The 13,385-nt window shown below is 46.3% G+C and carries 13 protein-coding genes and 1 other RNA gene; 6 read left to right on the forward strand and 8 right to left on the reverse strand.

Going from position 1 to position 13,385, the window contains the following annotated elements:
* The first annotated feature begins 91 nt into the window (after nucleotides 1-91).
* Both HZA10_04035 and HZA10_04040 read left to right on the forward strand, forming a co-directional pair.
* Nucleotides 92-325 (forward strand): ribbon-helix-helix protein, CopG family, encoded by a 234-nt coding sequence (locus HZA10_04035; GenBank protein ID MBI5195475.1) that lies wholly within the window; start codon nucleotides 92-94, stop codon nucleotides 323-325.
* Entirely contained in the window at nucleotides 322-639 is a 318-nt protein-coding gene (locus tag HZA10_04040) for a type II toxin-antitoxin system PemK/MazF family toxin (GenBank protein MBI5195476.1), read from the forward strand. Before HZA10_04035 ends, HZA10_04040 begins: the two co-directional genes overlap by 4 nt.
* An 85-nt stretch (nucleotides 640-724) precedes the next feature.
* On the opposite strand, the gene HZA10_04045 is transcribed toward HZA10_04040, so the two are convergent.
* The 3 genes from HZA10_04045 to truA all read right to left on the reverse strand — a co-directional run bounded on the left by HZA10_04045 (nucleotide 725) and on the right by truA (nucleotide 4,852).
* Nucleotides 725-2,473, reverse strand: a complete 1,749-nt coding sequence (locus HZA10_04045; protein ID MBI5195477.1) for a tetratricopeptide repeat protein — start codon at nucleotides 2,471-2,473, stop codon at nucleotides 725-727.
* Nucleotides 2,474-2,612: 139 nt separating this feature from the next.
* Nucleotides 2,613-4,010 (reverse strand): L-seryl-tRNA(Sec) selenium transferase, encoded by a 1,398-nt coding sequence (locus HZA10_04050; protein MBI5195478.1) that lies wholly within the window; start codon nucleotides 4,008-4,010, stop codon nucleotides 2,613-2,615.
* Nucleotides 4,011-4,090: 80 nt separating this feature from the next.
* On the reverse strand, nucleotides 4,091-4,852 hold the full coding sequence (gene truA, locus HZA10_04055) for a tRNA pseudouridine(38-40) synthase TruA (protein MBI5195479.1): 762 nt from the start codon (nucleotides 4,850-4,852) through the stop codon (nucleotides 4,091-4,093).
* Nucleotides 4,853-4,965: 113 nt separating this feature from the next.
* Here truA and ssrS point away from each other — a divergent pair.
* The 4 genes from ssrS to HZA10_04075 all read left to right on the forward strand — a co-directional run bounded on the left by ssrS (nucleotide 4,966) and on the right by HZA10_04075 (nucleotide 9,204).
* Nucleotides 4,966-5,152: non-coding RNA, 6S RNA (gene ssrS / locus HZA10_04060), on the forward strand.
* Nucleotides 5,153-5,415: 263 nt separating this feature from the next.
* On the forward strand, nucleotides 5,416-6,696 hold the full coding sequence (locus tag HZA10_04065) for a replication-associated recombination protein A (protein MBI5195480.1): 1,281 nt from the start codon (nucleotides 5,416-5,418) through the stop codon (nucleotides 6,694-6,696).
* Nucleotides 6,697-6,701: 5 nt separating this feature from the next.
* Nucleotides 6,702-8,273, forward strand: coding sequence for a ribonuclease Y (gene rny, locus HZA10_04070; GenBank protein ID MBI5195481.1), 1,572 nt, complete (start codon nucleotides 6,702-6,704; stop codon nucleotides 8,271-8,273).
* Nucleotides 8,274-8,421: 148 nt separating this feature from the next.
* Nucleotides 8,422-9,204, forward strand: coding sequence for a TIGR00282 family metallophosphoesterase (locus HZA10_04075; protein ID MBI5195482.1), 783 nt, complete (start codon nucleotides 8,422-8,424; stop codon nucleotides 9,202-9,204).
* A 53-nt stretch (nucleotides 9,205-9,257) separates the two neighbouring features.
* Here HZA10_04075 and HZA10_04080 read toward each other — a convergent pair whose 3' ends face one another.
* The 5 genes from HZA10_04080 to polX form a co-directional block, all read right to left on the reverse strand.
* Nucleotides 9,258-9,530 (reverse strand): HU family DNA-binding protein, encoded by a 273-nt coding sequence (locus tag HZA10_04080; GenBank protein MBI5195483.1) that lies wholly within the window; start codon nucleotides 9,528-9,530, stop codon nucleotides 9,258-9,260.
* A gap of 126 nt (nucleotides 9,531-9,656) precedes the next feature.
* The gene (gene cdd / locus HZA10_04085; GenBank protein ID MBI5195484.1) at nucleotides 9,657-10,028 is read right to left on the reverse strand and encodes a cytidine deaminase; all 372 of its coding nucleotides are present in this window, start codon (nucleotides 10,026-10,028) and stop codon (nucleotides 9,657-9,659) included.
* Nucleotides 10,029-10,046: 18 nt separating this feature from the next.
* The gene (locus HZA10_04090) at nucleotides 10,047-10,736 is read right to left on the reverse strand and encodes a DUF4115 domain-containing protein (protein MBI5195485.1); all 690 of its coding nucleotides are present in this window, start codon (nucleotides 10,734-10,736) and stop codon (nucleotides 10,047-10,049) included.
* A 37-nt stretch (nucleotides 10,737-10,773) separates the two neighbouring features.
* A complete protein-coding gene (locus HZA10_04095; protein MBI5195486.1) occupies nucleotides 10,774-11,586 on the reverse strand; it encodes a tetratricopeptide repeat protein in 813 nt (270 codons plus the stop codon).
* A 50-nt stretch (nucleotides 11,587-11,636) separates the two neighbouring features.
* On the reverse strand, nucleotides 11,637-13,376 hold the full coding sequence (gene polX / locus HZA10_04100; GenBank protein MBI5195487.1) for a DNA polymerase/3'-5' exonuclease PolX: 1,740 nt from the start codon (nucleotides 13,374-13,376) through the stop codon (nucleotides 11,637-11,639).
* Nucleotides 13,377-13,385 lie beyond the last annotated feature (9 nt).

The following is a 13,385-nucleotide window of genomic DNA, read 5'->3' on the forward strand; positions in this document are numbered from 1 at the left end:
GCTCTGTACCCCTGATTTTTTTAAATTACTTGATTTTTGACGCTAATGTGGATTATTATAGCTATAAATATCCACATTACAGGAGAGCGCATTGAGAACAATACAGATGACCTTGGACGACGAATTAGTCGCAACCGTTGACCATGTGGTCAAAAAATTAAAAACAACCCGGTCTGCCTTTACGCGCAAGGCATTAAGAAACGCCGTTAAACAAGTTAGTACCAATCTCCTTGAGAAAAAACATAAAAAAGGATATGCGCAGCGCCCGGTTGACAATACAGAATTCAGCGTCTGGGAGTCAGAGCAGGAATGGGGTGATTTTTGAAGCGGGGCGAGGTAAGATGGTACAAGTTCAAGCATCCTGACAAAAAACGACCTGTTGTTATTTTAACGAGAAATTCCATCCTGGAATATTTAGGTGAAGTTACTATTGCGCCGATAACTTCAACAATAAGAGATATCCCCAGTGAAGTATTTTTATCCCGCAGGGACGGCATGCATAATGACTGCGCTGTTAACTGCGACCACATACAAACAGTTTTAAAGACAAACATCGGAGCCCTGATTTCAACTTTATCCCAAAAAAAGCTCGGTGAAATCAGTAATGCAATAAGTTTTGCCTTGAATCTTCAATTTTAAAAGGAGATACAGAGGTGAAACATGTGACTCATTTTCTCTGGTGTTGGACGCGTATCAGATTCTCGCCGTTCGCCTCCCGACTCCATCATCGATGAAGAGTGGCGAGTTTCGTCTCGTATTTGCGGGCATCCGAAAAACGTTTGAGTTTTGTGAGCACCAGTACTAAGTTGTAGCAAGCCTCATAGTTCCCTTGGTCCAATGCGAACCCACGCTGGTACAATTTCAGTGCTTCTTCTAGATGCCCCTGCATATAGGCCACGTTGCCGAGTCCTACCCAGATGCTAGAGCGGGTTGGAGCCAGTAGGGCTGCCTGCCTCAACGCCAGCTCGGCCTCGGGAATCAGGCTGCTCATGGCACTTAGGTGTCCAACATTCTCCAGATTGGTTGCCAGAGCATCTCCGGAGGATCGTTGCGCCGCGCTTTGATAGTTCTCTATAGCTTTGGCAAGATGCCCCCCGCGCTCATAGAACAAAGCAAGCTTCTCGTAGCCCGCAGAAGAGTCTGGGTTAAACCGGATCGCGGCTCCATAAGCGGTCGCGTCATTCTGCCATGTCCGATTTGCCACTACCACAGCCATTGCAGATGCCAGCAGCAGAAGTCCCACACCCAAGAAAATGGTTCGCCGGTGAATCCGATGCGTCCCAACTGCCGCCATCCATGTAACCAGGACAGCGAGTCCACCGGAGCCCCAGTACAGGCACCTGAGCGAGTACCGCGGGGGTGAATTAAAGGCGGCAGATAGAGAAGGGAGGATCCCCAGGAGAATCCACAGGATTCCCATAAACATCGCGTTCCGCCCGCGCCCCGTTTGAATGCCCCACCATGCAGCCGTCAGAGCCAAAAGTGTAGCCGCAATAGACAATGGTCCAACTTCCCCATGAGGTGTTTCCAAATAGAAGGGCTGGGGCCAAGGAATGACCAGGTTGCGGATAGAGAGAATCGAAAACTCGAAGAAGGTTTGCCACTTCGCCCAGGTCATCGGGTATGCGGGGACAGTGAAGTCTAAGACCACTCTACGCATCGCCAGATAGACAAGGAGGGATGCGGCTACTGCTCCTGCGCCGATGGCATGGCGCCTGTCCTTGAGCAGCAAGGATAGCGCAAGCAGGATAAGCGGATATGCCAGGACGATCTCTTGACTGAGGGTCCCCAGAAGAAACAATATGGCACCAAACGCCAGGTTTCCCCAAGACCCTCCTTCAACGAACCGAATGTGGGAGATTAGCGCACCGAGCACTAACCCAGTGGCCAAGAGGTGGCTCTGGGCAGAGATCCAGCTGACCGCTTCTACGTGGATTGGATGTAGAGCGAAAGCGGCCATTCCCAGGACTGGTGCCCAAGCAGTAGCCTGCGGGAACAGCCGCCTGAGAAACGCGAACAAGAGTACACAATTGAGGAGGTGCAACAACAGAGCAACAATGTGGAATCCAACCGGCTGAAGGCCGAACGCGTCCTTCTGCAAGGCCAAGAATAGAAGAAACACTGGGCGATAGAGAACCTGGTCAGATATGTGCAGGCTGGAGAAATTCCACATTCCCGACAAGAAGAACCTCTTCAGTCCGTTGGCTAAAGTTAGATCGGACGTCTCCACGATGAGCGGCCTGTCATCGACGAGGAAATCCCCATCAAGCCCATTGGCGTATACCGCAATCGTAAGTGCGAGGACTATGCAGAAACTGAGTATCTGAGAGAAACTATAGCCGATTCCTATCCCATAGTCGCCTGCTACGGAACACGAGTCCGAGGCGAACTCAGCACCCTGCAGCCGCTGCGGCGGCTTGGTGTCCAAGGAGCGCTTCAGTTTCTCAACCAGGCTTTTTGAACTCTTCTTCATTTTGCGCAAACTCCAGTGCTGGGATCTCTGTACCGGAGACTTTCCACATTTTTATATCATTGGTCCCTCACGGTATCAGGCGAAAACGCCGGCAGGCATACGACGACATATTCCGCCCCGTCAGGCTCTATGGTATGCTTTAAGCCGCTATTGCAGTTTTCACGCAGTGCACCAAGCCCTTAATCTCCGCATCCCCCACTGTCCTTGCGTCAAGAAGCAGGGCGTTTTCTTTAATCCTTGCAATCACAGGCGGATGGCCCAACCTCAGCCTTTTCTCTAATTCATTAACGGAAATGCCGGAGGGTCTTATGGATACGGCAAATGTCGGAAAGTCCGCTCCGGGCAGGGAGCCGCCCCCTGCCTGCGATTTGTCTTTAATAATTTCCATCTTCGTCATGCCGCCAGTATTTTTTTTCAAAGAGGCATAAATTCTCTGCGCACGTTTTTTTATAATATCAACCGGCTGTGTAAGCATCCTGAGCGTCGGAATATCCTTAACCGCCTTTTCTTCATCAAGATACTGCATAAGCGTTGCCTCAAGAGATGCAAGGCTTAACTTGTCTATTCTTACTGCGCGGAGGAGCGGATTCTTCTGGATTTTCTGAATCATTTTTTCTCGGCCCAATATTATGCCTGCCTGAGGACCGCCAAGGAGTTTGTCTCCGCTGAAGGTGATAATATCCACGCCGGCATTAACAATGCTTTGAACCGTAGGCTCGCCGTGTATTCCGTATTTCTCCAGATCAATCATACATCCGCTTCCAAGGTCAGCCATGACAGGAATCGTATATTCCCTTCCAAGTTTTACAAGCCCCTCCATTGGTACCTCTTCAGTAAAACCGGTAACCTGATAATTACTCCTGTGGACCTTAAGGAGCAGCGCCGTATTTCCGCACAGGACATTTTCATAATCGGATAAATGCGTCTTGTTCGTTGCCCCGACCTCCCGCAAAATTGCGCCGCTTGCCTTCATTACCTCCGGGATTCTGAAAGAACCGCCTATCTCCACAAGCTCTCCCCTTGATACAACCACCTCCCTGTCTTTTGCAAAGGTATTAAGGCAGACAAGCACGGCAGCGGCATTATTATTAACGGCAATCGCATCCTCTGCGCCGGTCAGTTCCTTAATTATGTCTTTTAAATGCGAATACCTCTTGCCCCTTTTCCCTCCTGCAAGTTCATACTCAAGATTTGAGTAACTGCATGCCACGCAATTCATATTTTCAATTGCCTTTGTAGAAAGCGCTGACCTGCCGAGATTGGTATGAACTATAATGCCGGTGGCATTTATAAGGGGCTTTAACCGGCAGGAAGAATTTGCCTCAATTGCACTTTCAATAAAAGGCAGGAGCGCATCATGGGATAATTCAGGCGTTTTGCTGTTTAATATATCTTTTCTTTTCTGCTGGAGCACATCCCGTATGGATTTAAGGACTGTCTTTTTCGGATAAACCGCAAGCCACATGGCTCCGTGAGGGCTTTTTAAGATAGCATCAACTTGAGGGATTTCCGAGAGGAGTTTTTGTTGGGCCTGCATTGATTTTTGTAGCATAACAGGGCGCTTATGGTCAAGCAATCTTTTCTTTAGTGAAAACTTTTAGAGACCGGATTTTTTCATCAATACACAACTCTCTCCAAAAATAAACCCTCCGGAGGCGCGGTTGGTCCTGCAAACCGCCTGTCCTTTGACTCAAGAATTTCCGCCACCTGTACCGGACTAATCCTGCCCCTGCCCACAGCAATAAGCGTTCCTGCAATATTTCTTACCATGTGTCTTAAAAATGCGTTTGCAGTAATGCTTATCTTTAACATAGGGACATTAATGTTAAATGTCATAAACTCAATTGATGAAAGCGCCTCCACATTTATTCCAGTAATTTTCCTTATGGGATTTTTAGAACTGCAGCCCGACGCCCTGAATGAGGAGAAATCATGCTCTCCGGTAAGAACCTCTGCCGCCTGTTTCATCAAATCGCTGTTTAAGGCATACGGCACACAGCAGGAAAATCTTTTTAAAAAAACAGAATAAGCCATTGAAATAAGATAAAAATATGTCTTACCTTTTGCGCTGTATCTCGTGTGAAAGTCCAAAGGGCACTCAGAAGATTGAATAACCCTGATATCATGCGGGATGTTTGCATTTATCGCACGGGCGAAAATCTCTGCCTGCATACCGGAATTTGTTTTAAACGAGGCCACTTGTCCGAGGGCATGCACGCCTGCATCTGTCCTTGCGGCAGCCGTTACCCTCAGGCGCTCTCCTGTGATTTTGGCAAGCGCATCCTCCAGAATTCCCTGAATTGTCAAAGTGTTATTCTGTATCTGCCAACCGTGGTAGTTTGTCCCGTCATACTGAATAAGAAGCCTTATATTTCTCATGGAGATAGTTTAGCATAACCCCCGTGTCAAAATTATTAACACAGAGCATTAAAATGGCTTCATAATAATCTTGAAAACATAATATCATTTCTGATAGAATGTTTTTAAAGGCAAAGTGCCTGCCTTGTTTGTGACTGGATGAAAAACTTGAACCTTCAATTAGATATTTTAGGGAGCCGCAGTAAGGTGTGTGTGCGCGCCCCGGAAAACCGGGAGACAAAGCCTAATCTCACCTTCGAGGCACCCACCTATGCAAATAGGGTTTCAAGTTTTCTCTCTCCACGGCAAGGCGGGTCTTATACGCCCGTATTAACGGGTTTATTTTTAATGATTTTTGCCTTGACAGTAAAGGTTTTTCAGGAGAAGAAAATAATTACGCCAGTTTGGTTTTACAACCCTGTAAATTATATATTATTTAAAACCCTGCAGTTAAGAAAAAATTTCAATGGGGTTTACTCTGTAAGAAAAAAAAATTTACAGAAAATTCTCTCTCCTCCTCTTTAAAAAACCTCCGCTGTCAAAGGCGCTTCAAAGGAGGCAGGGTTTAAAAACCCTGCGGCAGGATGGAACTGTTTAATAACGGCAGGGAAAGGCCTCTTGCGTGGAGGATGCAGCCTCAGACGCTTGAGGAGTTTGCCGGCCAGACACATATCCTCAGTAAAGGAAAACCCCTCAGGACAGCCATAGAAAGGGATTCAATAGTTTCCCTTATACTCTACGGCCCGGCAGGGACAGGAAAGACAGCCCTCGCGCATATAATCGCCGGAAGAACCAGGGCATATTTTGTCAGTCTAAATGCCGTTACCTCAGGCATAGCAGAGATAAAGACTGCGCTTAAAGAGGCAAAAAAATACGCCCTTGAAGGCAGGCGGACCATTCTCTTTATTGATGAGATTCACAGATTTAATAAACTTCAGCAGGACGCCCTGCTTCCGGATGTTGAGGCGGGCAATGTCGTATTAATCGGGGTATCAACGCAAAACCCCTTTTTCTCAATTATACCCGCCCTGTCGTCAAGGTCCATGATCTTTCAGTTATTTCCTCTGAAGGAATCTGAGATAAAAAATTTACTAATGAGGGCTTTAAGCGATAAAGAAAGGGGCCTCGGCCGCGAAAATATTATAATGGAGGCTCAGGCGGCGGATTTTATTGCAAAGAATTCGGCAGGCGACGCAAGGAGGGCGCTGAATGCCCTTGAACTTGGCGCCTTAATCCTGAAAAACAGCGGGAGCTCTTCCTATGACATCGCACTCGCGCGGGAAATCATGCAGAAAAAAGCAATATATTATGATGAAGCCGAACACTATAATACCATCTCTGCCTTTATAAAAAGCATGCGCGGCGGAGACCCTGACTCTGCGCTTTACTGGATGGCAAAGATGATAGAGGCAGGGGAAGACCCGCTGTTCATAGCGCGCAGAATTATCATATGCGCCTCAGAGGACGTCGGCAATGCCGACCCGCAGGCGCTTTTAATAGCGGTTGCCGCATTAAAGGCAGTTGAGTCAATTGGCATGCCTGAAGGACGCATCCCGCTTGCGCAGGCGGCAATTTATATTGCTATGGCGCCCAAAAGCAATGCCTCATACACAGCGATTGAAAACGCCCTGACAGATGTGAGGGAAGAAAGATTGTCAGATGTTCCGCAGCACCTGAAGGATACCCATTATAAAGGCGCATCCCGCCTCGGCGCAGGCGCAGGTTATAAGTGTCCGCATGATTATGACGGGCATTTTATCCCGCAGGAATACATGCAGGGGCATAAAATTTTCTTTACTCCGTCCGAAGAGGGTTATGAAAAAATTTTTAAAGAACTACTTACGAAAAGGAGGGTCGCTCCATGAACTTGATGAACTTGATTGATTATCTGTTTATCATCATAGCCTTGATATTCGGACTGGTTATCGGCTCTGCCATAGCGATTATTTACCATAAAAAAGGCCTGACGCAGAAGCTCAGGGAAAACGAGCAGAAGGCAAAGAAAATTATGGAAGACGCCCAGCGCGAGGCAGATACAATCAGGAAAGAGGCCGCGCTTGAGGTAAAGGATAAAATCTTTCACGCAAAGGCCGAGGCCGAGAAGGAATTAAAGGAGAGACGGCTGGAGATTAGCCAGCTTGACAAAAGGCTGCACCAAAGGGAAGAAGTCCTTGACAGAAAGCTTGAGCATGTGGAGAAAAAAGAAAACGAGCTTAACCGTAAGGACAGAGAAATGGCCAACAAGGAGAAAGCCCTGAATGAAAAAGGGCAGAATTACGACAGGCTGATTAAGGAGCAGACATCACTGCTTGAGAGGATTTCAGGAATGAGCGCCGAGGACGCCAAAAAAGAACTGCTTGCGAGGGTTGCGGAGGAATCAAGGTTTGAGGCGCTTAAAACAGCCAAGAAGGTTGAAGACGAGGTAATGGAGGCGTCTGACAGAAAGGCAAAAGAGGTGCTAAGTCTGGCCATACAGCGTTATGCAAGCGATTATGTCAGCGATACCACCGTTTCATCAGTAAACCTTCCAAGTGATGAGATGAAGGGCCGGATAATCGGCAGGGAGGGCAGGAACATCAGGGCGCTTGAGGCCGCCACCGGCATTGAGCTTATCATTGACGATACCCCTGAGACCGTACTGCTTTCAAGTTTTGACCCGGTCCGGAGGGAAGTGGCGAGGATTTCTCTTGAACGCCTCATGGCAGACGGAAGAATACACCCGGCCAGGATTGAGGACATTGTGGAGAAAGTAAAAAAAGAGGTTGACACCACAATCAAGGAAGAAGGCGAGAAGGCGGTCTTTGACCTTGGACTGCACGGCATACATCTGGAACTCGTAAAACTCATCGGAAGGCTTAAGTACAGGACCTCTTATGCGCAGAATGTACTTCAGCATTCAAAGGAAGTAGCATATCTGGCAGGTGTAATGGCAGGGGAACTTAAAGTGGATATAAAGCTTGCAAAAAGGGCGGGGATACTCCATGACATAGGCAAAGCGGTGGACCATGAAGTTGAAGGCTCGCACCAAATGATCGGTGCAAATCTGGCAAAGAAATACGGCGAGAAAAGCTGGGTGGTAAATGCAATACAGGTTCATCACGGCGACGGCGACCCTATGACAGTTGAGGCATCCCTGGTAGCTGCTGCCGATGCCCTTTCAGCCGCAAGGCCCGGGGCAAGAAAAGAGGCAATTGAAAGTTATCTCCAACGGCTTGAGAAGCTTGAACAAATTGCAAATTCTTTCAGCGGTGTAAATAAGTGCTATGCCATTCAGGCAGGAAGAGAGGTAAGGATTATTGTAAAGCCTGAGGAGGTCAGCGATGAGGTTTGCGCGCAGATATCAAGGGACCTCGCAAAAAAGATAGAGGAAGAACTCACATATCCAGGACAGATAAAAGTTACAGTAGTGAGGGAATCCAGATATGTGGAATATGCGAAATAAATACAAGAAGGGTACAAGGGGTTAAAAATTCAAGTAAAAATTATCAATTAACAATTATCATTAAAGAATCTCGAAGCGAGTCTACGCGAACTCGGTACGACTCGATTCCGAGAGTTGCTCCGACCTTGAACCCTATTTTATAATTTTTATGAAAATACTTTTCATCGGCGACATTGTGGGACAGCCCGGCAGGAAGGCGCTTAAGGAAGGACTTTCCACAATAGCTGAAAAAATAAAGCTGGATTTTGTGATTGCCAATGCGGAGAACGCCGCCGGCGGTTTCGGCATAACAAGGGAGATCGGTGAAGAGATTTTCTTAATGGGCGTGGATGTCCTGACATCAGGGAATCACATCTGGGACAAAAAAGAAGCAGTAACATATATTACAAAAGAGAGCAGACTGTTAAGACCTGCCAACTATCCTGACGGCGTGCCCGGACATGGAAGCATTGTTATGAAAACTGCCAATGCAGTCAGTGTCGCTGTGCTCAATATCTCCGGAAGGGTATTCATGAGCCAGATGGACTGCCCTTTTCAGATTGCAAAAAGAGAAATAGCCAGACTCAAGGCTGAGACAAATATAATTATTGTTGATTTTCATGCCGAGGCAACCTCGGAGAAAGCCGCCTTCGGCAGGTATTTTGACGGAGAAGTCACTGCAATAATCGGCACGCATACGCATGTTCAGACTGCGGATGAAATGATAATGCCTCAGGGCACTGCATTCATAACCGATGTCGGCATGACGGGTCCAACGGACTCAATCATAGGGATAAAAAAAGAGCAGATAATTGGAAAATTTCTTACGCAGATACCTGTCCGCTTTGAGACCGCAAAGGGGCCTTCCATTCTTTCCGCGGTTGTCGTTGATATAGACCCAAAGACCGGTTCTGCCTCAAAGATACAGAGACTTCAGCTTAATTTTTCATAAAAAATCACAGGCGAAGTAATTCTTTCAAGAATTACTTCGCCTGTGATAACAATTTATTTTACGGCAGCCTTCAGCGCTTTGCCTGATGTGAACTTAGGAACCTTTGCTGCAGGAATTTTGATCTCTTCGCCCGTTCTCGGATTGCGCCCTTTTCTTGATTTTCTTTTAACGGCAGAAAAAGTGCCAAAACCAACAAGGGTAACCTTGTCGCCTTTTTTAAGCGCTTTTTTGATTCCATTAATCATTGAATCAATTGCCTTGACAGCAGCGGTTTTTGAAATCTTCGCGCCCTCTGCCACAGCCTTAATAAGTTCAGCCTTAGTCATGATGCCTCTCCTTTCTTTAAAATTATTTCTTAAAATATAAGTATGGAAAAAGATACAGCACGGATTTGGATTTGTCAACAGTTTTATTTAATTAAATTTAATAAAAAAATCTAAGCAAAAGTCATACTAAACACTGAATGCAAATGGCAGGAGTTCCTTAAGGGAATACCGCTTAATCTCATTTGCATTGGCAGTGTAGACGTCAATATCTCCGGCGAACTCATAGAGTATCTGCCTGCATGAACCGCACGGATAACAATGCTTACCTGCGCTTGAAACAACAGCAACTGCCTTAAATGCGCATTCGCCTTCTGAGAGGGCCTTCAGCATTGCCGTTTTCTCGGCGCAAGCGCTCAGCATGAGTGATGGATTTTCAATGTTGCAGCCTGTGTATATATGGCCTTTCTTTGTCAGAAGCGCTGCGCCGACCTTAAACTTAGAATAAGGCGCAAGAGAGTTTTTCATTGACTTCTCCGCCTCCCTGATAAGTTTTTCTATGAGTTCGTTTTTCAATGACTATGCACCGCCCGCATCTGTTTTCACACTTTCAGGCAGGACCAGATTTATGACCTTGCCGCTCGGGCCGAGACTGCCGATATCCCTGCCGTTAAATATAATCTTTATCCCGCCTGCATTGCCGACCTTGATTGAAAAACTCTCCTGTGCCGTCCACCGTACAGTGTCCCCGGGCTTAAGCAGACGCTGGTCATTTCCGTCTTCGCCGGTGCTTACAGAGACCCATGTCTCTTCAATTGCGATTATTTCAAGGGAGAACATTTTAGGCGCATCAGCCTGAGTCTGAAGGCTTTTTGTCATATTCCGGATCTCAGTTACTGCAGACTCCTGATATTTGCGCGTTACAGCCAAAACGGTAAGCAGTAAAATTATAGCAGCAGAGGCGGATATTGCGATATATTTCTTGTAGTCAACTGTATTCTTAGTCTTTACAGGCGGGGACTCAAGGGAACGTGCCGCGTCAACCTGTTTCTTATAAAGGTCTAAGACATAATCAGCGTTGATGCCGAGGGCATTGGAGTAAATGCGCAGATATCCTTTGATAAAAACATCTCCGGGCAGAAACGAATAGGCTTCATCTTCAAGTGCGGCGAGGTAGTCATGCCTGATCTTCAGAAAACCTGAAATGTCTTCTAATGTCTGCCCTTTTTCTTCCCGCGTTTTTTTTAAAAGCCTGCCGGGCGTTTCCATGATAAATAATGTGACGAATTACATTTTAAAATGATTTTTACTTTAATTGTTCAATGTACTGCTGTGCCTGCCTGACCCTCACATCAGTTCCGCCGCTGTTAACCACGGCATTGAAATGCCTGAGCGCCTTTTCATTGTCGCCTTCCCTGAGATAAGCATTGGCAAGCTCCCAGTGCGCATCTGTATAATCGGAGGCTAATGAAACGGCTCTTTTAAACTGCTCTAAAGCCTTATCATCCTCACCTAACTTAACATAAACAAGCCCGAGTATATAATTTGCCCTCGGGATGTCTGGGTTTCTCAGAAGGGCTTTTTTAAGCGCATCTGCCGCACTGATATAATCACTCTGGTTGTAAAACGCCCAGCCCATATTTGAATATGCCATTTCAGGGGTGGAATAGAGGGGGTTTTTTAATGCCGCCTTAAAATAATTTATTGCCTCATCCCATTTTCGTATCCTCACATATGTTGCGCCGAGGTTGTTCATTGCATCCGAATAATTCGGGTCTATTGCTATTGCCCGTTTATAATAAGAGACTGCTTCTTCATATTTTTCAAATTCAGTGCTTAGCAAACCAAGTGCGTTCAGGGAGAATTTATCCTTGGGATTTAAATTAATTGCCTTTTGAAATTCTATAGAGGCGTCATACAGTTTTTGCTCTGTCCAGTGCGACATGCCTATCTTATAATGAACCTCGGCATTTTTCAGGTTTTCTGCCGTAGGGGCAGTGGCGCATGAATAGAAAAAGACAGAGAAAAGTAAAGAGTAAAAGACAGTGAACAGTGAACCTGCCTTGCCGGCAGGCAGGCAGTGAACAGTAGTCAGAAACTTGCGGATTTTTTTATTCAAGACAGACCCTCCTGCGATTGTTTAAACCTTACCAGAAAATCTGAAAGAATTCAAGGAGATTTCTTCTTAGCCGCAAGCCGTTTCATCAGCGCTTCATAATCACAAGTATTTAAGACATCCTTCTTTTCAAGCCAGCCCCTTTTTGCAACGCTTACGCCGTAAATCATATAGCCAAAATGGGATGTCATATGCGTGTCTGTGCTGATGACAAGCAATATCCCCATCTCCTTTGCCCTTTTTGCGTATATATCGTTAAGATCCAGCCTGAAAGGATATGCGTTTATCTCCATGGCAGTCCCTGTCTCACTTGCGGTCTTCAAAACTTCATCTATGTCCACATCGTAAGCGTTTCTTTCTCCCATAAGCCTGCCTGTGGGGTGTGCGATTACTGATACGTGCGGATTCTTCATGGCGGATATAAGCCTCTTTGTTAATTGCTCCCGGCCCTGCCTGAACCCTGAATGTATGGATGCAACAACTATATCCAGTTCCCTTAAGACCTTCGCGGGATAATCCAGTGTGCCATCGCTCCGTATATCCACCTCAATTCCGGAGAGCAGTTTAAAGCCTTTTAATTTTTTGTTTATCTCTTTAATCTCCCTGTTTTGTCTTAACACCTGCTCCTCGCTCATCCCCCTTGCGATACCCAGACCTTTGGAATGGTCTGTGATTGCGATGTATTCGTACCCCCTTTTTTTTGCCTTGCTGACAAGCTCTTCAAAGTCATGACTGCCGTCGCTCCATTTTGTGTGAACATGAAGGTCGCCTTTTATATCCGCAATGTTTATGAGTTCGGGCAGTTTGCCTGCCGCTGCAGCCTCAATCTCTCCATTGTCCTCCCGTATCTCAGGAGGGATGAACAAAAGCCCCAGCGCCTTGTAAATATCATTCTCATTTTTGCCTCCGATTTTTCTGCCTGTCGTTGTCCTGAATATTCCGTATTCATTTATCTTAAGCCCATTTTTCAGCGCCATCTCCCTTAACCGTATGTTATGCTCCTTGCTTCCGGTAAAATAACAGAGCGCGGAACCTAAAGAGTTTTCCTCAACCACCCTCAAGTCCACCTGAATGCCTTCACGGGTGACAATGCTTGATTTTGTAGTCCCGTGAGCAAGGACGTCTTTTGCCTGCGGCAGATGGATAAAGACATTCATAACTTCCTTTGGCGCTCCTGATGTTGCAAGGATATCAATATCCTTTATTGTGTCTTTCCATCTTCTGAGGCTTCCTGCAAGAAAGATTTCTTTTACCGGCGCGGTTTGTCTTAACTGCCCCAATATATCTTCTGCAATCGGCAGCACCCTGCCTATGGGCTGGCGGTCCGTGCGCCTTTTGACCATAGCAATGCCCTTAAGAATATTTTCCTCAGTCTTTGCCTTAATGCCGGGAAGCCCTCTGAGTTTCCCTTCTTTTGCAAGCTGCTCAAGGTCGTCAATGTTTTTTATTTTGATTTTCGTGGAAATAAGCCTTGCAGTCTTCGGTCCAATACCCGGGATTGATAGAATCTCAGAAATACCCTGAGGCGCTTCTTTTTTAAGCTCTTCAAAAACGGTTAAATGTCCTGTCTTTACATATTCAATAATCTTTCCTGCAAGGTCTTTCCCTATGCCGGGGATTTCCATGAGCTCTTTTTCAGGCGTCTCAGCAATGTCCTTTGGAAAGCCCTCAATGTTCTGGCTTGCCCTTCGGTATGCCCTGATCCTGAAAGGGTTCTCACCCTTTATTTCAAGCAGGTCCGCAATATCATTAAAGAGCTTTGCGATTTTTAGGGTCAGGTCTTCATTCTTCACTTAATAATA

It is taken from the genome of Nitrospirota bacterium (assembly GCA_016212185.1).
Taxonomy (GTDB): Bacteria; Nitrospirota; Thermodesulfovibrionia; order UBA6902; family DSMQ01; genus JACRGX01.